Source organism: Aeromonas sp. BIGb0405, from assembly GCF_024807335.1.
GTDB classification, from domain to species: domain Bacteria; phylum Pseudomonadota; class Gammaproteobacteria; order Enterobacterales; family Aeromonadaceae; genus Aeromonas; species Aeromonas rivuli.
Window position 1 is genome coordinate 55,873 of record NZ_JANUEP010000006.1, and the last position, 20,406, is coordinate 76,278.

The 20,406-nt window shown below is 61.9% G+C and carries 21 protein-coding genes; 6 read left to right on the forward strand and 15 right to left on the reverse strand.

The window, feature by feature from the left end; genetic code table 11:
- Positions 1 to 83 precede the first annotated feature (83 nt).
- The 7 genes from hemF to M2366_RS14695 form a co-directional block, all read right to left on the reverse strand.
- Positions 84 to 992 (reverse strand): oxygen-dependent coproporphyrinogen oxidase, encoded by a 909-nt coding sequence (gene hemF / locus M2366_RS14665; RefSeq protein WP_259270059.1) that lies wholly within the window; start codon positions 990 to 992, stop codon positions 84 to 86.
- An 81-nt stretch (positions 993 to 1,073) separates the two neighbouring features.
- Positions 1,074 to 1,664, reverse strand: coding sequence for an L-threonylcarbamoyladenylate synthase (locus tag M2366_RS14670; protein ID WP_259237197.1), 591 nt, complete (start codon positions 1,662 to 1,664; stop codon positions 1,074 to 1,076).
- Between the two features lie 19 nt (positions 1,665 to 1,683).
- Positions 1,684 to 2,190, reverse strand: coding sequence for a 5-(carboxyamino)imidazole ribonucleotide mutase (purE, locus tag M2366_RS14675; RefSeq protein ID WP_042039915.1), 507 nt, complete (start codon positions 2,188 to 2,190; stop codon positions 1,684 to 1,686).
- Between the two features lie 73 nt (positions 2,191 to 2,263).
- A complete protein-coding gene (locus tag M2366_RS14680) occupies positions 2,264 to 2,821 on the reverse strand; it encodes a topoisomerase DNA-binding C4 zinc finger domain-containing protein (protein WP_224431744.1) in 558 nt (185 codons plus the stop codon).
- 54 nt (positions 2,822 to 2,875) lie between these two features.
- A complete protein-coding gene (locus M2366_RS14685) occupies positions 2,876 to 3,349 on the reverse strand; it encodes a DUF494 family protein (protein ID WP_042039912.1) in 474 nt (157 codons plus the stop codon).
- Positions 3,342 to 4,508 carry a DNA-processing protein DprA gene (gene dprA, locus M2366_RS14690; RefSeq protein ID WP_259270060.1) on the reverse strand — a complete coding sequence of 389 codons (1,167 nt, stop codon included), beginning with the start codon at positions 4,506 to 4,508 and terminating at the stop codon, positions 3,342 to 3,344. The genes M2366_RS14685 and dprA overlap by 8 nt, the downstream gene beginning before the upstream one ends.
- A gap of 11 nt (positions 4,509 to 4,519) precedes the next feature.
- Complete coding sequence (locus tag M2366_RS14695) at positions 4,520 to 5,608, reverse strand: LysM peptidoglycan-binding domain-containing protein (RefSeq protein ID WP_259270061.1); 1,089 nt, start codon at positions 5,606 to 5,608, stop codon at positions 4,520 to 4,522.
- A 108-nt stretch (positions 5,609 to 5,716) separates the two neighbouring features.
- Here M2366_RS14695 and def point away from each other — a divergent pair, with 108 nt between their 5' ends.
- The 5 genes from def (at position 5,717) to M2366_RS14720 (ending at position 11,519) form a co-directional block, all read left to right on the forward strand.
- The gene (gene def, locus M2366_RS14700) at positions 5,717 to 6,229 is read left to right on the forward strand and encodes a peptide deformylase (RefSeq protein WP_005893461.1); all 513 of its coding nucleotides are present in this window, start codon (positions 5,717 to 5,719) and stop codon (positions 6,227 to 6,229) included.
- A 12-nt stretch (positions 6,230 to 6,241) separates the two neighbouring features.
- A complete protein-coding gene (gene fmt / locus M2366_RS14705) occupies positions 6,242 to 7,186 on the forward strand; it encodes a methionyl-tRNA formyltransferase (RefSeq protein ID WP_259237175.1) in 945 nt (314 codons plus the stop codon).
- A 60-nt stretch (positions 7,187 to 7,246) separates the two neighbouring features.
- Positions 7,247 to 8,542, forward strand: coding sequence for a 16S rRNA (cytosine(967)-C(5))-methyltransferase RsmB (gene rsmB, locus M2366_RS14710; protein WP_042039908.1), 1,296 nt, complete (start codon positions 7,247 to 7,249; stop codon positions 8,540 to 8,542).
- A gap of 64 nt (positions 8,543 to 8,606) precedes the next feature.
- On the forward strand, positions 8,607 to 9,983 hold the full coding sequence (trkA, locus tag M2366_RS14715; protein WP_042039907.1) for a Trk system potassium transporter TrkA: 1,377 nt from the start codon (positions 8,607 to 8,609) through the stop codon (positions 9,981 to 9,983).
- A gap of 93 nt (positions 9,984 to 10,076) precedes the next feature.
- Positions 10,077 to 11,519 carry a TrkH family potassium uptake protein gene (locus M2366_RS14720; protein ID WP_224431739.1) on the forward strand — a complete coding sequence of 481 codons (1,443 nt, stop codon included), beginning with the start codon at positions 10,077 to 10,079 and terminating at the stop codon, positions 11,517 to 11,519.
- 62 nt (positions 11,520 to 11,581) lie between these two features.
- On the opposite strand, the gene rmuC is transcribed toward M2366_RS14720, so the two are convergent.
- Positions 11,582 to 12,922 carry a DNA recombination protein RmuC gene (gene rmuC / locus M2366_RS14725; protein WP_224431738.1) on the reverse strand — a complete coding sequence of 447 codons (1,341 nt, stop codon included), beginning with the start codon at positions 12,920 to 12,922 and terminating at the stop codon, positions 11,582 to 11,584.
- On the reverse strand, positions 12,919 to 13,134 hold the full coding sequence (locus tag M2366_RS14730) for a hypothetical protein (protein ID WP_042039905.1): 216 nt from the start codon (positions 13,132 to 13,134) through the stop codon (positions 12,919 to 12,921). The genes rmuC and M2366_RS14730 overlap by 4 nt, the downstream gene beginning before the upstream one ends.
- A gap of 136 nt (positions 13,135 to 13,270) precedes the next feature.
- Here M2366_RS14730 and M2366_RS14735 point away from each other — a divergent pair, with 136 nt between their 5' ends.
- Positions 13,271 to 13,783, forward strand: a complete 513-nt coding sequence (locus M2366_RS14735) for a ferredoxin-type protein NapF (RefSeq protein ID WP_259270062.1) — start codon at positions 13,271 to 13,273, stop codon at positions 13,781 to 13,783.
- A 63-nt stretch (positions 13,784 to 13,846) separates the two neighbouring features.
- Here M2366_RS14735 and M2366_RS14740 read toward each other — a convergent pair whose 3' ends face one another.
- From M2366_RS14740 to M2366_RS14765, 6 genes are all read right to left on the reverse strand, one after another.
- A complete protein-coding gene (locus M2366_RS14740) occupies positions 13,847 to 14,299 on the reverse strand; it encodes an Rrf2 family transcriptional regulator (RefSeq protein WP_042039903.1) in 453 nt (150 codons plus the stop codon).
- Positions 14,300 to 14,537: 238 nt separating this feature from the next.
- Positions 14,538 to 15,377 carry a PfkB family carbohydrate kinase gene (locus M2366_RS14745; RefSeq protein WP_042039902.1) on the reverse strand — a complete coding sequence of 280 codons (840 nt, stop codon included), beginning with the start codon at positions 15,375 to 15,377 and terminating at the stop codon, positions 14,538 to 14,540.
- 109 nt (positions 15,378 to 15,486) lie between these two features.
- Positions 15,487 to 16,602: an alanine dehydrogenase gene (gene ald, locus M2366_RS14750; protein WP_259270063.1), complete on the reverse strand. Its 1,116-nt coding sequence runs from the start codon at positions 16,600 to 16,602 to the stop codon at positions 15,487 to 15,489.
- A gap of 42 nt (positions 16,603 to 16,644) precedes the next feature.
- A complete protein-coding gene (locus M2366_RS14755) occupies positions 16,645 to 17,364 on the reverse strand; it encodes a glutamine amidotransferase-related protein (protein ID WP_259270064.1) in 720 nt (239 codons plus the stop codon).
- A 54-nt stretch (positions 17,365 to 17,418) separates the two neighbouring features.
- Positions 17,419 to 18,915 (reverse strand): CoA-acylating methylmalonate-semialdehyde dehydrogenase, encoded by a 1,497-nt coding sequence (locus M2366_RS14760; RefSeq protein WP_259270065.1) that lies wholly within the window; start codon positions 18,913 to 18,915, stop codon positions 17,419 to 17,421.
- A 105-nt stretch (positions 18,916 to 19,020) separates the two neighbouring features.
- Positions 19,021 to 20,352, reverse strand: a complete 1,332-nt coding sequence (locus tag M2366_RS14765; protein WP_259270066.1) for an aspartate aminotransferase family protein — start codon at positions 20,350 to 20,352, stop codon at positions 19,021 to 19,023.
- Positions 20,353 to 20,406: the final 54 nt, after the last annotated feature.

The window sequence follows — 20,406 nt, forward strand, 5'->3', positions numbered from 1 at the left end:
AGAGTGATCCGATTTAACGGCTTTTCCCCGCATGGGACAAGTTCAATCCCCATGAAAAAGGGCCGCCTCAGCGACCCTTTCCATTAGAACCACTGCCGTGGCTTGAGGTAATCCGTGTAGAGCAGAGCCTCAGCAGAACCTGGCTCGGCCTGCCAATCATACTCCCAGCGAGCCAGGGGCGGCATGGACATCAGTATGGACTCGGTACGGCCACCGGTTTGCAGGCCAAACAGGGTTCCCCTGTCATAGACCAGATTGAACTCGACATAGCGACCGCGACGATAGAGCTGGAACTGGCGCTCCCTCTCACCATAAGGGGTGTCTTTGCGGCGAGCCAGGATCGGCAGGTACGCGGCAAGATAACCCTCACCCACTGCCTGCATGAAGGCGAATGAGTGCTCGAACGGCCAACGGTTGAGATCGTCAAAGAAGAGGCCGCCAACGCCGCGAGTCTCATCCCTGTGCTTGAGATAGAAGTAGCGATCGCACCAAGACTTGAACTCAGGGTAAATATCATCGCCAAATGGCTGACACAACTCATGAGCCACCTGGTGCCAGTGTCGCACGTCCTGCTCGAACGGATAAAAGGGCGTCAGGTCAAAGCCACCACCAAACCACCAGATGGGATCTTCACCCTCCTTCTCGGCGATGAAGAAGCGCACATTGGCATGGCTGGTCGGTACATAGGGGTTGTGGGGATGGATAACCAGGGAAACTCCCATCGCCTCGAAGCGGCGCCCGGCCAGTTCGGGCCTATGGGCGGTAGCCGAGGCAGGCATGGCATCGCCATAGACATGGGAGAAGTTGACGCCGCCCTGCTCTATCACCTTGCCGGATCGCATCACCCGGGTGCGGCCACCGCCACCCCCGTCTCTCGTCCAGGCGTCTTCGACGAAGCGGCCCAGGCCATCGGCCTGCTCCAGCCCTTGGCAGATACGGTCTTGCAGCGCCAGCAGGAAGGTTTTGACTGCGGCCACATCAGGTTTGCTCATTGCTTCTCCAGCCAACGGGATCAAAGAGTCCCGCCTCGTTATCGTCTTGTCGCAATTTCCCCTACGGGGGACAACGGGATGTCAGGAGGGACGGATCAGGGCCCCAGTGCGGGCATCCTTGATCTCGGACGGGTTGCACAACCCGCCCACCTCCCCGGCCTGTATATGCGCCAGTTGTTCGGCCAGCCCGGACGGTATCTGGGCAATATTGCGGGCCGGCTCTTCACCAGTCAGATTGGCGCTGGTCGATACCAGCGGCTTGCCGAAGGCACGACACAGGGCCTGAACCTGGGGGTGGGCGCTGACCCGCACCGCCAGGGTATCGAATCGGCCAGTCAGCCAGTCAGGGGTATGAGCCTTGGCTGGCATGATCCAGGTGAAGGGGCCGGGCCAGCTGGCCAGTACCTGGGCGCGCTGCTCGGCGCTCAACTGGGTCAGGTCGATATAAGTCTCCAGCTGGGCCAGATCGGCGGCAATCAAGATAAGCCCCTTCTCCATCGGCCGCTGTTTGATGGCGAGCAACTGCTGCACGGCGGCCTGGTTATCGGGGTCGCACCCCAGGCCAAATACAGCCTCGGTGGCATAGGCAATGACGCCGCCAGCACGAAGGGCGGCGACGGCTTGTTCGAATTCGTTCTGCATAGGAGATTCTGTATCAAAAAAATGCGGCAGCCGAGCTGCCGCATGGGACTTATTTCAGCAACTGAGCCTGAAGGGCGGCATCTTTGGCCATCACTTCTTCGGCATTTTTCTGACGCTCGGCACGTACCTTGACGGCCAGGGCGTCATCGGCCACGGCCAGCATCTGGGCAGCCAGATAACCTGCGTTCTTGGCACCAGCCTTGCCGATGGCAACGGTCGCAACCGGCACGCCACCCGGCATCTGCACGGTGGAGAGCAGAGCATCCAGACCCTTGAGCGGGCCACCGTCTATGGGCACACCGATCACGGGACGGGTGGTGATACCGGCAACGGCACCGGCCAGGTGCGCAGCCAAACCAGCGGCACAGATGAAAACCTTGCAACCACGGGCTTCGGCATCGGTGACGTACTGGTGGGTCGCAGCCGGGGTACGGTGCGCAGAGGTGACTTTCACTTCCACTGTGATATCGAAGGACTTGAGTACTTCCAAGGTGGTCTGCATCACGGGGAAATCTGAATCAGAACCCATCAGCACAGCAACAAACGGTTTATTCATGGTGGGAATTTCCTTACTCCAAGTGGGGGGTTGAAGTTACCGCAAACGTTTCGCTCGCTCGACGGCGGCGCGATTATACCTGCTCGCTTTGATGACCGCATTTCTTTTGCGGGCAGATCAATCTTAATATTCCCCGCACCCGCTTCTCGACCATGATAGCCCAGCCACATTCGGAACAAGGTATGGCCACCGGCTTGTCATTGACCACATATTTGCAATGGGGATAGTCATTGCAGCTGTAGAATTGCTTGCCATAACGGGAGGTGCGGCTGAGCAGATGGCCCTTGCCACAGGCAGGACAGGGGATCTGGGTATCACCACTCTCCTGCAGTGAGGCCATGTGCTGACAAGCAGGGTATTGGGTACAACCGACGAAGAGACCATAACGCCCCTTCTTGATGGCCAGTGGCTGGCCGCAATCGGGACAGATTGAACCTTCCAGCACCTTCTCGATGTCGCGACCGGATGGGGCCAGGGAACGGATATAGTCGCAGGCGGGGTAGCTGGCACAACCGAGAAAGGGGCCGTGTTTGCCTTGGCGGATCACCAATGCAGCGCCGCACTGGGGGCAAGGCTCACGCTCAAGCGCATGCTCGTGGGCAGAAAAGAGCTGATGGTCGATCTTGGACATGGGCCGCGCCTCGAATTCGGATGATCCGGATTCTACCAGCACGGCACCGGGCTGTCAGTGCAGTATGCCGTCCGACTCGTCGAACACCAGCTCTTCCATCTGCTGGTAAGCGGTCTCGCTGCCGGGGACATTGAACAGCACCATCATCACGACCCACTTGAGGTCATCGAGTTCGATATCGGGTTTGTCGAGTTCGAGCAGTCGCTCGATGCAGATCTCGCGGGTCTCGGCATTGAGTACCTGAGCCTGCTCCAGGAACAACATGAAGCCACGGCACTCGGTGCCAAGACGCACCAACTCTTCGGGGGCATAGATTCGCATCGAGCCCTGGGCGCTGGCGGTCACATAGACTTCACGTTCGCTATCATGCAGATTGGCCAGCCGTTCCAGCCAGTTGAGGGCCTTGTTGATCTCGTCCTGGTCGAAACCGGCACGGGTCAACTCGTCGGTGAGTTCATCTTGTTCGACCGTTACATCGGCATCACTGTGGATGTAGGTCTCGAAAAGGTACATCAATACATCAAACATGATTCGCCCTCCTCGCTTTGACGTATCCACCGGCTACCGCTATCACAGCACCTGCCAGCTCAAGCTCGACTAACCTGCCCAGTACCACCTCGACAGGAAGCTCGGTCCGTTCGGCAACGGTATCCACACTCGTGGTCTCATAATCTACGTTATCCAACAAATCGGCATAAGGCAATGCACTATTAATAGCGGTATTAGCGTCGATATTGCCACCATTCCTAGCATCCGAGGTGACCCCGTCCACCCCTGACGGAATAAAAATCTGTGTCCAGTGGAGTTCAGCCAGCACATCCTCGGCATTGAGTACCAGTTTGGCCCCCTGCTGGATCAGCCGGTTGCAACCTAAAGCCTGCTCGTTTTGCGGTGCACCGGGCACGGCAAACACCTCACGCCCTTGCTCCAGTGCGTAACGGGCCGTGATGAGAGAGCCACTCTGCTCGGCGGCCTCGACCACCAGCGTACCGAGGGAGAGGCCGCTGATGATGCGGTTACGACGGGGGAAATGTTCGGCCAATGGCCCCTTGTCCGGTGCAAATTCGGAGATGATCAGACCGCCATTGCCCAGGATCTGCTCAGCCAGGAGTTGATGGCGTTTGGGGTAGACCTGATCCAACCCGGAGCCAAGCACGGCAAGGGTGATGCCGCCAGCGGCCAGTGCTTGCTGATGGCAGACGCCATCTATGCCCAGGGCCAACCCCGAGGTGATCGCCAGTCCGGATCCCACCAATGCCTGAGCGAGCCTGGTCGCATTATCTTTGCCCGCATAACTGGGGTGACGACTGCCCACCATGGCAATCTGCGGTAAGCACAAGGCGTCAAGATCGCCGCGACAGTAGAGCAAGAGGGGGGCCGCAGGGATCTCCCGCAGCAAGAGAGGATATGCCGGACTGTCCAGGCAGATAAGTCTGTTGCCGGGGCGGTCAGCCCAGACAAGAGCCTGATCTACCCCGGCACCGGGGTGGCGCAGGGCCCTGATCTGCTCCCATTTCAGGCCTAAACCATGGAGATGGGCATCATCGCAATCAAACAGCGCAGTTATGCCACCCTCTGGCTTTTCTGCGGCGGCACGCTCAGCCAGGGCCGCCAAAAGACGCGAAGCGGTGACCGGCCCTATCCCGGGTACGCTTTCCAGTATCAGCCAGGCTCGGAGTTCATCCATGATGACCGAGCTCAGAAATTACTGACCTTGTAACCTGTACTCACCATGTCCTGGCTCTGCAATATCATGCCGTAACTCAGCTTGTCATAGACCTTGAACAGCATGATGCGGGCGATGGACTCGTCAGGCAGAGGAGTCCGGCCCGCCGAGTGGAAGCCCTTGTCATAGAGGGAAGAGAAGTCGCGATAGGAGACCTTGCCATACTTATCGGTCAGGCGGAGTCCGGGTCGCTGCACGTCCAGCACATCGCCGGGCGCCATCTGATCGCGAGCCCCCTTGTTGATCAGGACAATGTCAAACTTGCCACCACCACGGGCCTTGCTCGGTAACTCGACCACATAGCCAGGGCTGGTGAGCGGTGCAGCCTTGGGGGTAAACAAGGCAGAGAGGTTCTCTTGAGCCGGCAAGGGCATCAGCTTGTCCCCCTGATAGACTTCGCGCTGATTGCTGGTGAGGAGGATACGGCTGCGATCCTTGGCCAGTCGCGCCTGCGCATGAGCCGTCCCCACGAAGATGGCCTCCTGGCCCAGCAGCTCGCGGGTCTTCTCGTCTTTGTAAATGGTGCCTGGCCGATAGATGCCATAGTCCTGACCCGGGATCAGATCCCCCTGCACATAGAGGGTTGCTCCCTCCAGCATGCCGACATGGCCTTCATTTTCACCCAGGATATAGGGCAAGGCCTTGCTCTCCTGGCGCGTCGCGAAGATGTGATCCGTCTGCATGAAGGGACCAATTTCGCTCAATGGCAATGTCGGGATAGGATTCGCTTTACTCTCATAGTGATTCTTGGGAGAGAGGGTGATGACCCGCTTTCCACCTTGTACCGTCTTGCCGAGGCGCGGCTGGCCATTGACCCAGCTGAGTTGCAGCACATCCCCCGGGTATATCCAGTGCGGATTCGCAATCTGCGCATTGATATTCCAGAGCTGGGGCCAAAGCCAAGGCTGCTCGAGATACTTGCCGGAAATATCCCACAGGGTGTCGCCCTTCTGGACCACATAGTTGCTGGGATAACCGCTTTTGAGGGACAGCGTCTGGGCCTGTGCACCCTGGCTTATCAGGGCCAGCAGACAGGCAAAAGTCGTTTGCTTCAGATACATAACACTCCCTGTTATTTCTGTGCGCAAAGTGTTGCTGTTTTTTGTCGGCGTAAATGACTAGAATTACGTCAATATTGACTGCAATTATACGAAACTAAAGATAAGACTATGGCCATTCTAGATGTATTGCGTTTCCCCGATGAACGTCTGCGGACCGTTGCAGCCCCTGTCGAGACCATTACACCCGAGTTACAACACATTGTAGATGATATGTTCGACACCATGTATGCGGAGGAAGGCATAGGCCTGGCCGCAACTCAGGTCGACATCCATCAGCGCATCATAGTTATCGACGTCTCTGAGGATCGAGAAGATCCTCTGGTGCTGATCAACCCGGAAGTCATTGCCCAGTCAGGCAGCACAGGTATCGAAGAGGGTTGCCTCTCTGTACCAGGCAGCCGTGCGCTGGTGCCGCGCGCCGAGTGGATCAAGATCCGCGCCCTGGACCGTAACGGCAAGCCGTTTGAACTCGAAGCGGACGATCTGCTGGCTATCTGCATCCAGCATGAGATGGATCATCTGGTGGGCAAGCTGTTTGTGGATTACTTGTCCCCACTCAAACGCCAGCGCATCCGTCAAAAACTGGAAAAAATGGCGCGCGAAGACCGTAAAGCCGGTTAAGGACCTGCCCCTTTGAATAAATTGAAACTGATTTTTGCCGGTACCCCCGACTTCGCCGCCCGTCATCTGGCGGCGTTGTTGTCTTCCGACCATGAGGTCGTTGCCGTTTACACCCAGCCGGACAAGCCCGCTGGCCGTGGCCAGAAGCTGACGGCCAGCCCGGTCAAGGAGCTGGCGCTTGCGCACCAGTTGCCCATCTACCAACCTGCCTCCCTGCGCAATGAAGAGGCCCAGGCCGAACTCAAGGCACTGGGTGCCGACCTGATGGTGGTCGTCGCCTATGGCCTGATCCTGCCCAAGGTGGTGCTCGACACCCCGCGTCTGGGTTGCATCAATGTCCACGGCTCCCTCCTGCCACGCTGGCGTGGTGCGGCGCCCATCCAGCGCGCCATCTGGGCGGGAGATGCCGAAACCGGCGTGACCATCATGCAGATGGATGTGGGTCTGGACACCGGTGCCATGATACGCAAGGTAAGCTGCCCCATCGCCCCCGACGAAACCTCCGCCAGCCTCTATGACAAGCTGGCCGAGCTGGGCCCCCAGGCATTGGTCAAGACGCTAGACGGGATAGCCGCCGGTAACGCCCTCGCCGAGCCGCAGGATGATGCCCTGGCCAATTACGCCCAGAAGCTCTCCAAGGAGGAGGCGCGCATCGACTGGTCCATGGACGCCGTCGCCATTGAGCGCTGCATACGAGCCTTCAATCCCTGGCCTATCAGCTGGTTTGAAGTGGCGGAACAGACCGTCAAGGTCTGGCAGGCAGAAGCACTCGAGGCCGAACATGACCAGCGTCCCGGCACCCTGCTCAAGGCCGACAAGCAGGGGATCGACATCGCCACCGGCCATGGCATCCTGCGTCTGCTGACTCTGCAACCTCCCGGCAAGAAAGCCATGTCCGTCTCGGATCTGCTCAACTCGCGCCGTGACTGGTTTGCCCCCGGCATCCGACTGCATTGAGCTGGATGGAATTGAAACAAGCGGGGCCCAAGCCCCGACTTGCGCATCTAAGGTAACATTATGAAAACACGTGCACAGGCCGCTCTCGTCATTCAACAGGTGCTGGATCAGGGGCTGTCCCTCTCCGCCGTTCTGCCTGCTGCCCAGGAGAAGGTCGCCCCCCGCGATCGCGCCCTCCTGCAAGAACTCTGCTACGGCACTCTGCGCTGGATGCCGCGCCTGGATGCCGCCGTCAACGAGATGATGGACAAGCCTCTCAAGAACAAGAGCCGCATCTTCCACTATCTGATCCTGGTCGGGCTCTATCAGCTCATCTACACCCGTATCCCGGCTCACGCCGCCGTGGCCGAGACCGTCAATGCGGTCAAGCTGCTCAAGGGCAGCTCGCTGCGAGGCCTGATCAACGGCGTGTTGCGCAACTTCCAACGCAGCGCCGAGGTGATACTGGCTCGTATCGACAGGGTACCCAGCATACGCCTCGGCCACCCCGAGTGGCTCACCAAGCGTCTACGCCAGGCCTACCCCAACCAGTGGGAATTCATCATGGAGGCCAACAACCAGCGCCCGCCCATGTGGATCCGCAACAACGGTCAGCGCCAGAGCCGCGACCAGATGCTGACGCGCATGGCCGAGGCGGGCATCAATGCGCTGGCCGGTGAAGAGGGTGCTGACTGCATCTTGCTGGAGCGTCCCTGTGACGTGACCAAACTGCCCGGTTTCGAACAGGGTGACTGCTCGGTGCAAGATGGCGCCGCCCAGCTCGCCGCCCAGCTGCTCGACCCGCAACCGGGCGAGTGGATACTGGATGCCTGCGCCGCCCCGGGCGGCAAGACGGCACATCTGCTCGAGCGCCAGCCCGACTTGGCCGGAGTGGTCGCCGTCGATGCCGACGATAACCGCCTCAAACGGGTGCAGGAGAATCTGGATCGCATCGGTCTCAAGGCCCGGCTCATCCATGGGGATGCCAGCACCCCGGAGCAGTGGTGGCCAGAGGGTCAGTTCGACCGCATCCTGCTCGATGCTCCCTGCTCCGCCACCGGCGTCATCCGTCGCCACCCCGACATCAAGTGGCTGCGCCGGGATCAGGACATTCGCGAGCTGGCCGAGTTGCAGGGCCGCATCCTTGCCGCACTCTGGCCAAGGCTTAAAGTGGGCGGCACCCTGCTCTACGCCACCTGCTCGGTGTTGCCAGAAGAGAACCGCGATCAGGTGCGCACCTTCCTTGCCGCGACCAAGAGTGCCCGTCTGGTGCCGCTCCACGCCCAAGACAGCCCGGCCTCTCCGGGTCGCCAGTTCCTGCCGGGCGAGGCGGGCATGGATGGTTTCTACTACGCCAAGCTGATAAAAGAAGCCTGATGAATGCGGCCATGGGCCAGCCTGCTGGCCCCCTCCACCCCCTTGATGCGAGTAACGCTTCCCTATGAAAATCATCATACTGGGAGCCGGCCAGGTCGGCGGCACCCTGGCCGAGAACCTTGCCGGGGAGAACAATGACATCACCCTGGTCGACACCGACAGCGACCGGTTGCGCGAGCTGCAAGACAAGTTCGACTTGCGGGTGGTCAATGGCCACGGCGCCCACCCCAAAGTGCTGCGCGAGGCGGGAGCCCAGGATGCGGACATGCTGGTCGCCGTCACCAACAGTGATGAAACCAACATGATCGCCTGCCAGATCGCCTACTCGCTGTTTAACACCCCGAACAAGGTGGCGCGTATTCGCTCCCCCTCTTATCTGGCTGAGCGGGATCGGCTCTTTCTGCCCGAGGCGATACCAGTGGATCACCTCATCGCCCCCGAACAGCTGGTGACCGACTATGTTCGCCGGCTGATTGAATATCCGGGTGCCTTGCAGGTGGTGGACTTTGCCGGTGGCAAGGTGGGGCTGGTGGCGGTCAAGGCCTACTATGGCGGCCCCCTGGTCGGCAACGCACTCTCGACCCTGCGTGAGCACATGCCCAACATAGAGACCCGGGTGGCGGCCATCTTCCGCCAGGGCCGCTCCATCCGCCCGCAAGGCACCACCATCATCGAGGCCGATGACGAGGTGTTCTTCGTCGCGGCGGCCGGTCATATCCGCGCCGTGATGTCCGAGTTGCAGCGCCTCGAGAGTCCCTATCGCCGCATCATGATCGTCGGTGGCGGCAACATCGGAGCCGGTCTCGCCCGCCAGCTGGAGAAGCGCTACAGCGTCAAGTTGATCGAGCGTAACCAGAAGCGGGCCGAGCAACTCTCAGAACTGCTGGAAAACACCATCGTCTTCTGTGGCGATGCCGCGGATCAGGAGCTGCTCGCCGAGGAGCACATCGATCAGATCGACGTCTTCATCGCGGTCACCAACGAAGATGAGGCCAACATCATGTCGGCCCTGCTCGCCAAGAAGATGGGGGCCAAGAAGACGATGGTACTCATACAACGCAGTGCCTACGTGGACTTGGTGCAAGGCGGCTCCATCGACATCGCCATCTCGCCCCAGCAAGCCACCATCTCGGCGCTGCTGACCCACGTGCGCCGGGCCGATATCGCCAACGTCTACAGCCTGCGCCGTGGCGCGGCCGAGGCCATCGAAGCCATTGCCCACGGCGATGAAAACACCTCCAAGGTGGTCGGTCGCTCTGTGGGTGAACTGAAACTGCCGCCCGGCACCACCATAGGCGCGGTCGTCCGCGGTGATGAGGTGTTGATCGCTCACGATCGCACCAAGATCCAGCAAGATGACCATGTGGTGATGTTCCTGGTCGACAAGAAGTACATACCGGAAGTGGAGCGATTGTTCCAGCCAAGCCCCTTCTTCCTGTGACCTGACCATGCCCACTCTTCAAGCAGACAAGACCCGGTTCACCGCTCCTCGCGGTGGCCGGTGTTTCGCTCATCAACGACCAGGCGATTCATCATGATCAAGCTGCGTCCCATCGTCTTCACCCTGGGTCTGGTGCTTTCCAAACTTGCCCTGTTCATGTGGCTGCCCACTCTGCTCGCGCTGCTTACCGGCTCCGAGGGATTCGTCGAATTTCTGCAATCCGTGGTGATCACCCACCTCGCCGCCTTCTGGTGCCTGCACTATGGCCGCAAGGCTGAGTTTCACCTTGGCGTGCGCGAGATGTTCCTGCTCACCACCTCGGTGTGGGCGGTAGCCTGCCTGTTTGGTGCCCTGCCCTTCGTGTTCATCACCCACATCGGTTTCGCCGACGCCTACTTCGAGACCATGTCCGGGGTCACCACCACGGGATCCACAGTGCTGTCCGGGCTCGACGGCATGGCCCACAGCATCTTGTTGTGGCGCTCCATCTTGCAGTGGCTGGGAGGGGTCGGCTTCATCGTGATGGCGGTGGCCGTGCTGCCCTACCTCAACGTGGGCGGCATGAAGCTGTTCCAGACCGAGAGCTCGGATTGGTCAGACAAGAGCGCCCCCCGCGCCAAGACGGTGGCCAACAACATAGTGCAGGTCTATCTGGTGCTCTCCATGCTCTGCTTCCTCGCCTACTGGGCGAGCGGCATGAACAGCTTCGAGGCCATCAACCATGCCATGACCACCCTCAGCACCGGGGGCTACTCCACCTCGGATCAATCCATGTCCCACTTCTCTCACGCGGCACACTGGATTGGTACCCTGTTCATGTTCCTGGGGGGCTTGCCCTTCCTGCTCTATGTCCAGAGCCTGACCCGGCGCGACACCAGCCTGATCCGCGATGCCCAGGTGCGCGGCTTCTTCTGGCTCGTGGTCTGGGTCACGCTCATCATGACCTTCTACCTCTGGCACCGCGGCACCTTCGACTTCATGGATGCACTGCGGATCAGCGCCTTCAATATCGTCTCCGTGCTGACCACCACCGGTTATGGTCTGGGGGATTTCGGTACCTGGGGGCCGCTCACCAGCATCCTCTTCCTCTTCCTGTTGGGACTGGGGGCCTGCTCGGGCTCTACCGCAGGCGGCCTCAAGATATTCCGGGTGCAAGTGGCCTTCTCCCTGTTCAGGAAGCAGATGCGCCAGCTGATGCACCCCTCGGGGGTCTTCCCCCAGAAGTACAATGGCCGCCCGGTCAACGAGGCGATAGTGCGCTCCCTGATCGCCTTCGTGCTTGCCTACTTCGCCATCATCATCTTGATCGCCGCCCTGCTGGCACTGATCGGGCTGGATCCCCTCACCGCCCTGTCCGGCTCCATCACGGCGGTAGCCAACGTGGGCCCCGGCATGGGGCCCGTCATCGGCCCCAGCACCAACTTCGCCAGCCTGCCAGATTCGGCCAAGTGGATACTGTCGTTCGGCATGCTGCTGGGGCGACTCGAGATATTGACGGTAGCCGTCATCTTCTTCCCCTCCTTCTGGAAGCAATAAGCCGCCGCCGGACAGCAAAAAGGGCAGCCAATGGCTGCCCTTTCTCATGTCACAACGCAGTGCTAGTCCCCTGACTCTTCCCGCTCCAGGGCGCGATTGACCAGCGGCTCTGGCAGGGTCTTGGTCACCTCCACCCCCAGCTCGCGGAATCGCTCGGCCTGGGCTATCAGGTTGCCGCGACCGCTGACGAGTCGGCCCATGGCCTTGTCATAACTCTCCTGCGCCTTGTTCAGGCTGCCGCCAAGCTGCTGCATCTCCTCCACGAACAGTCGCAGCTTCTCGTAGAGGCGACCGGCCCGCTCGGCTATCTGACGGGAATTCTGGTTCTGACGCTCGTAGCGCCACAGGTTCTCTATGGTGCGCAGCGCCACCATCAGGTTGGTGGGGCTGACCAGCAGTATGTTGTGGTCCAGGCCATAGCGCACCAGGGAGGGATCCGCCTCCAGCGCCGCCAGGAAGGCAGGCTCCACCGCCACGAACATCAGCACATAGTCCAGGGTGCGCACCCCGGGCAACTGCTGGTAATCCTTGCGGCCCAGCTCGCGGATATGATTGCGCACCGAGGCGACATGCTCTTTCAGGGCCACGGCCCGGGTCAGATCATCCTCGCCGTTGTACCAGCGCTCGTAGGCGGTCAGCGACACCTTGGCATCGATGATGATGTCTTTTTCCTGGGGCAGGTGAACGATGACATCGGGCTGATAACGCTTGCCCTTGTCGGTCTCAAGGCTCACCTGGGTGTCGTATTCGTGCCCCTCGCGCAGGCCGCACTCATGAAGAATGCGCGCCAGCACCACCTCGCCCCAGTTGCCCTGTTGCTTGCTGTCGCCTTTGAGGGCGCGGGTCAGGGCCGCAGCCTCCTCCGTCATCCGGGCGTTGAGTTCGGCCAGACGCTCCAGTTCAAACTTGAGGCTGTGACGCTGGGCCGTCTCCTGGGCATGGGTCTCACCCACCTGGCGGCGAAAGCCCTCCAGCTGCTCCTTGAGCGGCACCAGCAGGTTATCCAGGCTGTGCTGGTTGAGTTCACGGAAGTTGCCCGAGTTCTGCTCGAAGATACGGTTGGCGAGGTTCTCGAATTGCTGGCCGAGCCGCGCCTCCGCCTGCTGTTGCAGCGCCAGCTTCTCGGCACTGGCGAGCCGCTCGCTGCGCAGGGTCGCCTCGGCGTCCTTGAGACGGGCGGTGAGCTTGATGATGACATTCTGCTGTTGCTCGAGCTTGTCCTGCCCCTGCAACTGCTCATCGTGCAGCTCGGCCAGTCGCGCCTGCCAGGCACTGGCTCGCTCCTGGCTCAACGCCAACGCCTGGCTCAGGGCCTGGGCGCCCTGACGCCCCCACAACCAACCGAGCCCGAGCGCCAGCAAGGCCCCGCCACTCAGCCAGAGCCACGGCAGCGGCTCCATCATCGCCGGCTCCGCTGCCGCAGGAACAGCAAGAGATAGCGGTTGATCAGGATCCAGAGCACCACATAGAGCAGATAGGAGGCCAACACCACCCATTTGTGATTGTTGACGCCGCTGTCCAGCTCATCGAAGCCGATCCCCTTGAACCGGCAGTAGCCCCACATCAGCAGGGGGAAGACATAGAGCAGGGAAGCCCGCCACAGAAATAACCACATAGAGTCAACCCAGCAAAAAAGACTCGCCTAGCTTACACAAGGGGGGCTGGCCTTGCGATCCCGCCGTGACGGTTCCGCTGGCTTGCATGGCATAAACCCCATAGAATTACCCCTTAATGAGTATTAGGAGCAGTGCATGGCGCATTTCCTCTGTCGACGATTGACGCGGCTCTGGGCCAGACGTCGACCGGGCACCATCAGTTGCCGCGAGGCGCGCCCGCCCTGGGCCATCGAGGAATCCCAATTCCTCGCCCTCTGCCAACGCTGCGGCAGCTGCTTCCAGGCCTGTCCAAACGGCCTCATCAAGCCTGCCGCTGGCCCCGAGTACCAAGACAGCCCCATCGCCGGTACCCCGGTGCTGGATCTCGACTGTGGCCAGTGCAGCTATTGCGGCAGCTGTGCCAGAGCCTGCCCGAGCGGCGCCCTCGATCTGCGTTACGGCCGCCAGGTGCAGACCCGGGTCAGGATAGAAAGCAGCTGTCAGGCCAGGCAGGGGTTCTACTGCTTGCTGTGTGAGGATGCCTGTCCCCAGCAGGCCATCAAGGCCAGCCCGGACGGAGTCACGGTCAACATGGCAGCCTGCGATGGCTGCGGCGCCTGTGGCCTCGCCTGCCTCTATGGTGCCATCAGCCTGGTACGCCAACCCTGACGCCCGCTGGCAGCGGATAGCAGAAGGGGCCCGCAGGCCCCTCTTTATGCTGGATAACGGAGTTCAACTCACGACCAGGTGCTGCTCCTGCTCCATGCCGAGCAGGTGGCAGAGCCGGGTCGGATCGTTCACCACATCGGCGAGGGTGTACTCCCCCAGCACCTCGAGGAAGGCGTTCATCGCCTTGCGCAATATGCCCTGAATACGGCAGCCACCAGCCAAGCGGCAGTTATCCGTCTTGCAATAGGCGGGACAGAGGATGTTCTCCATGTCCATCACCACATCACGCAGGTTGATGGAGACGGCGGAGCGGCCGAGACGGATGCCCCCATGCTTGCCACGCACCGTCTCGATGTAACCCTTGATGCCAAGCTGGTGCACTATCTTGACCACGTGGTTGCGGGAGATGGCAAAGGTGTCGGCCACTTCAGTGATGGTCGAGAGCCGGTCCGTCGGCTGGAGCGCCAGAAAGGTCAAGGCGCGCAGGGCATAGTCGGTAAAACGTGTCAGTTGCATGGTGGTACTGCCTCTCACTACAGCCGGATTCGGACAAGAAGAGCCAAGGTTAAGAGCAGCGGTAGCGAGTGTCGATAAAGATGCACATAAATCGACACTTTCTTTGATTGAACGCAAACTTGCCGCCTTGTTGCACGCTTCTAGCCAGTTTGAGCGCGAACGGGCAGTTATGCCAAGGGGGCGAGAGGGCGAGAGGGCGGGATGATGCCTCAGTGCCACCCTGCGGAAGGTGTCGCCATCAGTGCCCCTGTTCCAGCCAGGACTTGAGCGCCGCAGAGGGAATGGAGCTCTGACTGGCAACGGCAAAGGCGCCCCAGTCCACGGCGCACTGCAATGCCGCCTCAATGGCCATGCCCCGCGCCAGACCATGAATGAGCCCGGCGGCGAAGGCATCCCCGGCGCCCGTGGTGTCCACCACAGAGACGGGCCGCGCCGCTACCCTGATCCGCTCCTCCCCATGGATGGCGACGGCCCCGGCCTTGCCCTCGGTCAGCACCAGCCATTGCAACTGCTCACCGGCCAGCGCCCGGGCATGAGCCCAGGGGTCAGCGATCTCCCCCAGATCCGAGCGCGAGGCCACCAGCAGGTGACAGGGCCTCAAGTGCTTGCCGCCCTTGGGATATTGCGCCACCACCAGACAGCCGTCCTGCATCTGGCGCATATAGTCCGCCACCGCCCCTCCCGGATAGTTGACATAGAGGCAATCCACCCCCTGGCTCGGCAAGTTACCGGGCAGATCGGGACGCCGGGGCTGGCGCAAGATGGTGCGCTCGCCAGTGGAGTCCACCAGGATCAGCAACTCCCCGGTCTCACCGCCAAAGCGCTCCACATGGCTGCACTCCAGGCCATGGCTGCGCGCCTCGGCCAGCAACCAGTCCCCGGTGTCATCCAGGCCGATCCGCGAGGCGATGGCGACCTCATGCCCCGCCCACACCAGCCCTATGCCGGTGTTGGCGGCTCCGCCCCCCAGGCGCCGCCCCCGATCCAGATATTGCAAGCGGGCCCCCGCGACCAGAGGCTCGGAGAGGGATAACACATGGTCACAGTTGAGATTGGCGAGCAGCAGAATGCGGGACATGACGGATCCTCAGGCAGGGCGAGGGCCCATTATAAAGAGAAAGGGCCATGACGGCCCTCCCTGATACGCTGAGAATGTGAAGCCTGTCGCCCAGGTTCACTACACCCAATCACCCCAGCACAGTGGCCGCGCTGACGTAGTCGTAACCGAGGGCCTCGGCCACCGCCTGCTGGGTCACCTTGCCCTTATAGACATTGAGTCCGGCCAGCAGATGCCTGTCCTCCCTGAGGGCCTGCTGGTAGCCCTTGTCTGCCAGGGCCAGCACGAACGGCAGCGTGGCATTGGTAAGGGCGAAGGTGGAGGTGCGCGCCACCCCGCCCGGCATGTTGGCCACGCAGTAGTGGATGATGCCATCGACCACATAGGTGGGCTCTTCATGGGTGGTTGGCCTGGAGGTCTCAAAGCACCCCCCCTGGTCGATGGCCACGTCCACCAGCACCGAGCCCTTGCGCATCAACCCCAGCATGGCGCGGGTCAGCAGCTTGGGCGCTGCCGCCCCCGGGATCAGCACGGCGCCGATCACCAGATCCGCCTGGGCGATGCAGGCCTCGATATTGGCCTTGGTCGAATAGAGGGTCTTGAGGGCCGGGCCATAGAGGCCATCGAGCTCCCGCAGTCTCGGCAGGGATCTGTCCAGGATGGTGACATCGGCCCCCAGACCCAGCGCCATGCGCGCCGAGTTGACGCCGACCACGCCACCGCCCAGCACCACCACCTTGGCAGGGGCCACCGCGGGGACGCCGCCGAGCAGGGTGCCATTGCCGCCCTGGGCCTTCTCCAGACTGTGAGCACCGGCCTGCACCGCCATGCGCCCCGCCACCTCTGACATGGGTGCCAGCAGTGGCAAGCCGCCGCGATCGTCGGTGACCGTCTCGTAGGCGATGGCGACCGCCCCCGAGTGGACCAATAACTGGGTCTGTACCGGATCCGGCGCCAGATGCAGATAGGTGAACAGCAATTGCCCCGGGCGCAGCAGCTCGCACTCCTCGGGCTGCGGCTCCTTCACCTTCACGACCATCTCGGCCCGGGCGAAGATCTCGGCGGCGCTGGCGACCAGTTCGGCCCCGGCAGCGCGGTACTCTTCGTCGGACAGACCGATGGCCTCGCCGCCCCGCACCTGCACCAGTACGGTATGACCTCGAGCCGTCAGCTCCTGCACCCCCGAGGGGGTCATGCCAATCCGGTACTCGTGGTTTTTGATTTCCTTGGGTACACCAATGATCATCTCAATGCTCCTGCGTTCATCCCTGTATCCCGCCGGGGCCGCTTAGGGCCGACCCGGCAGTATCCCTAAAAATCGCAACAACCAACCCATCATGATGGTGGAATCCACCTCCTGCTCCAGCGAGTCAAGGCAGGCCTGATAACGCTCAGGGGCCAGATGCGACTGCCGCTTCTCGATCAGTGCCCTGTCATAGTCAACCGGGAACTCCGGGTGACCCTGGATGGCGACGATGTGCTCCCCCTGACCGAACATGAAGTTCGGGCAAAAACCATTGCCTGCCAGCCGGCGTCCACCGGGGGGGAGCAGCGCCACCTGATCCTGATGGCTCGCCAGAATGCGGATCTGATCGAGGGCGGGCTGCATCCAGGGCTCGCTCGCCAGCATGGCATTGGTGGCGACCCCCAGTCCCCAGCCTTTGTCGGACTTGACCACTTCGCCGCCCAGCGCCTGGGCGATCACCTGGTGGCCGAAGCAGACCCCGGCCAGCTTGGCCCGGGCCTCATCCGCCCGGCGTACCCACTCCCGCAGGGCCACCACCCAAGGGGCATCCCCATGGGCGTCATGGCGCGATCCCGTAATGAGCCAGGCATCGCACTCATCCAGATCCGCTGGCAAGTCGCCATCCAGGGCCGACCAGACCCGAAATTCCAGATCCGGTGCCAAGGCCCTGAATCCCTCGATAAACATCCCGGAATAGACCCGGCCAAAACGGGCTTCGAACTCCGGATCCAGCCGATCACAATCGAGAATTCCCAGTCGCATCCTTTACTCCTTTATACGTCCATAGGGCGGGCCGACCCAAAGCGGCCCAGGGCCCTACTTCATGGTCGGCATGGCGAACTCGGCACCGGTCCGCAGGCTCTGGGGCCAACGGGCGGTCACCGTCTTCATCTTGGTGTAGAACCGCACCCCATCCGGCCCATGCATATTGAGCGGCCCGAAGATGGATCGCTTCCAGCCACCGAAGCTGTGGAACGCCATGGGCACGGGGATGGGGACGTTCACCCCTACCATACCGACCTGAACCCGCGTGGTGAAGTCCCGCGCCGTATCGCCGTCACCGGTAAAGATGGCGGTGCCGTTGCCGTACTCATGCTCATTGATGAGCTTGAGTGCCGTTTCATAGTCCGGGGCCCGCACTATGGCGAGCACCGGGCCGAAGATCTCCTCCCGGTAGATGCGCATCTCGGGGCTGACCCGATCGAACAGGCTGCCACCGATAAAGTAGCCCTGGCCATGACTCACCCCACGACCATCGACCCGCAGCAGGGCCCCCTCGGCCACCCCCTGATCCACGTAACCGCGCACCTTGGCCAGATGCTCGCGGCTGATGAGCGGCCCCATCTCACTCTCCGGGGTCATACCCACACCGGGCCCCACCCGCAGTGCCTCGACGAGGGGCGCCAGCTTGGCCACCAGGGCATCGGCGGTCTCCTCTCCCACCACCACCGCCACCGAGATCGCCATGCAGCGCTCACCGGCCGCGCCATAGGCGGCGCCCATCAGGGCGGAGATCGCCTGATCGAGATCCGCATCCGGCATCACCACCATGTGGTTCTTGGCGCCGCCCAGGGCCTGCACCCGCTTGCCATGGGCCGAGGCGGTGGCGTAGATGTATTGGGCGATGGGGGTGGAGCCGACGAAGGAGACGGCGGCCACCCGCGGGTCGGTCAGCAGCACATCGACCACCTCCTTGTCGCCATTGACCACGTTGAGCACCCCGTCCGGCAGACCGGCCTGCTTGAGCAGCTCGGCCATGCGCAGGGCCAGCGAAGGATCCTTCTCGGACGGCTTGAGGATGAAGCTGTTGCCGCAGGCCAGGGCCACCGGGAACATCCACAGCGGCACCATGGCCGGGAAGTTGAACGGCGTGATGCCGGCGCAGACCCCGACCGGTTGCATCATGGAATAGCTGTCCACCCCGCGCCCCACATTGAGGGAGTGCTCCCCCTTGAGCAGATGGGGGATGCCGCAGGCGAACTCCACCACCTCCAGCCCCCGGGTCAGCTCCCCCTGGGCGTCGGAGAAGACCTTGCCGTGCTCGCGGCTGATGAGTGTGGCCAGCTCGTCCCTGTGCAACTCCATCAGCTCCTTGAAGCGAAACAGCACCCGGGCCCGCACCAGCGGCGGAGTCTGGGACCAACCGACGAAGGCCGCCTCGGCAATGGCGATGGCCTCACCACACTCGGCGGCGCTGCTGAGCGCGACCTGGCCCTGCTGCTGGCCGGTGGCCGGATTGAAGATAGGGGCGAAGCGTTCGCTGTGGCTGGCGCTGAACTCGCCGTTGATGAAGTTGGTGACCCTGTATTCCATGCATCCTCCGTGATGGGTAATGGCTCTCCCCTGCGCCCGACTTGGTCAGGACCCAGGGCACTGACCCGCCAATAGTGGGTCAGTGAATTCCGTACTATGGGTTGCTCACTCCTGGGCCTGCAGGACGTCCTGCAGCAGGGTAAAGAGGTCGTCTATCTCGCTGCGCTCGATGATGAGCGGTGGCGACAGGGCGATGATGTCGCCGGTGACCCGGATCAGGGCCCCCTTCTCGAAGCAGCGCACGAACACCTCATAGGCGCGCTTGCCCGGCGCCCCCGCCATGGATTCCAGCTCGATACCCGCCACCAGACCGTAGTTGCGCACATCCTTGACATGCTTGCAGCCCTTCAACGAATGCGCGGCCTCCTGCCAGTAATCGGCCAGCTCGGCGGCGCGGTGCAGCAGGTTCTCGTTGCGGTATATCTCGAGGGTCGCCAGACCGGCGGCCGCGGCCACCGGGTGGCCTGAGTAGGTGTAGCCGTGGAACAGCTCGATGGCCCCCTTGCCCGCGCCCATCATGTCGTCATAGATGTGGTTCTGGACCAGCACGGCTCCCATGGGGATGGCCCCATTGGTGAGCCCCTTGGCGCAGGTGATGAGGTCGGGGATGACGTCGAACTCCTGGGCGGCGAAGGGTGCCCCCAGCCGGCCAAATCCGGTGATCACCTCGTCGAAGATGAGCAGGATGCCGTGCCTGGTGCAGATCTCCCGCAGTCGCTTGAGGTAGCCCTTGGGCGGCATGATGACCCCGGTACTGCCGGCGATGGGCTCGACGATGACCGCGGCGATATTGCTGGCATCATGGAGGAAGACGATCTTCTCCAGCTCGTCGGCCAGGGTCAGATCTTCCTCGGGCAGCCCCTTGGTGAAGGCATTCTTGGCAATGTCGAGGGTGTGGGGCAGATGATCCACGCCGCCGAGCAGGGAGCCGAACCACTTGCGGTTGCCGGGGATGCCGCCGACCGAGATGCCGCCAAACCCCACCCCGTGATAACCGCGCTCACGGCCAATCAACCGGGTGCGGGTGCCCTGACCCCGGGCCCGCTGCCAGGCGAGCGCAATCTTCAGTGCCGTATCCACCGACTCTGAACCCGAGTTGGTGAAGAAGACATGGCCAAAACCCTGGGGGGCTATCTCCACCAGCTGGTTGGCGAGTTCAAACGGCAGGGGATGACCCATCTGGAATGTGGGCGCGAAGTCGAGATGGGAGATCTGCTGGGAGACCGCCTCGGCGATTTCCCGGCGACCGTGCCCTGCATTGCAACACCAGAGGCCGGCGGTGCCGTCCAGTATCTTGCGGCCATCCTCTGCGCGATAATACATGCCCTCGGCAGACTTGAGGATGCGCGGCGCCGCCTTGAACTGCTGATTGGCGGTGAAGGGCATCCAGAAGGCGGAGATATCCGCCGGCGTATTGATGTCACTGACAACTTTCATGGTCACCTCATCCTTAAGGTGTTTAGCTACTCTGGGTGAGCGCCTATTAAATTA

Coding starts and splice junctions, on each gene's coding strand:
- rsmB (WP_042039908.1), top strand. CDS start 7,247: ATGAAAACACGTGCACAGGCCGCTCTCGTCATTCAACAGGTGCTGGAT.
- M2366_RS14755 (WP_259270064.1), bottom strand. CDS start 17,364: ATGCGACTGGGAATTCTCGATTGTGATCGGCTGGATCCGGAGTTCGAA.
- M2366_RS14730 (WP_042039905.1), bottom strand. CDS start 13,134: ATGTGGTTATTTCTGTGGCGGGCTTCCCTGCTCTATGTCTTCCCCCTG.
- M2366_RS14735 (WP_259270062.1), top strand. CDS start 13,271: ATGGCGCATTTCCTCTGTCGACGATTGACGCGGCTCTGGGCCAGACGT.
- rmuC (WP_224431738.1), bottom strand. CDS start 12,922: ATGATGGAGCCGCTGCCGTGGCTCTGGCTGAGTGGCGGGGCCTTGCTG.
- dprA (WP_259270060.1), bottom strand. CDS start 4,508: ATGGATGAACTCCGAGCCTGGCTGATACTGGAAAGCGTACCCGGGATA.
- M2366_RS14695 (WP_259270061.1), bottom strand. CDS start 5,608: ATGTATCTGAAGCAAACGACTTTTGCCTGTCTGCTGGCCCTGATAAGC.
- M2366_RS14760 (WP_259270065.1), bottom strand. CDS start 18,915: ATGGAATACAGGGTCACCAACTTCATCAACGGCGAGTTCAGCGCCAGC.
- M2366_RS14765 (WP_259270066.1), bottom strand. CDS start 20,352: ATGAAAGTTGTCAGTGACATCAATACGCCGGCGGATATCTCCGCCTTC.
- M2366_RS14685 (WP_042039912.1), bottom strand. CDS start 3,349: ATGTTTGATGTATTGATGTACCTTTTCGAGACCTACATCCACAGTGAT.
- M2366_RS14740 (WP_042039903.1), bottom strand. CDS start 14,299: ATGCAACTGACACGTTTTACCGACTATGCCCTGCGCGCCTTGACCTTT.
- trkA (WP_042039907.1), top strand. CDS start 8,607: ATGAAAATCATCATACTGGGAGCCGGCCAGGTCGGCGGCACCCTGGCC.
- ald (WP_259270063.1), bottom strand. CDS start 16,602: ATGATCATTGGTGTACCCAAGGAAATCAAAAACCACGAGTACCGGATT.
- purE (WP_042039915.1), bottom strand. CDS start 2,190: ATGAATAAACCGTTTGTTGCTGTGCTGATGGGTTCTGATTCAGATTTC.
- M2366_RS14720 (WP_224431739.1), top strand. CDS start 10,077: ATGATCAAGCTGCGTCCCATCGTCTTCACCCTGGGTCTGGTGCTTTCC.
- M2366_RS14680 (WP_224431744.1), bottom strand. CDS start 2,821: ATGTCCAAGATCGACCATCAGCTCTTTTCTGCCCACGAGCATGCGCTT.
- M2366_RS14745 (WP_042039902.1), bottom strand. CDS start 15,377: ATGTCCCGCATTCTGCTGCTCGCCAATCTCAACTGTGACCATGTGTTA.
- hemF (WP_259270059.1), bottom strand. CDS start 992: ATGAGCAAACCTGATGTGGCCGCAGTCAAAACCTTCCTGCTGGCGCTG.
- def (WP_005893461.1), top strand. CDS start 5,717: ATGGCCATTCTAGATGTATTGCGTTTCCCCGATGAACGTCTGCGGACC.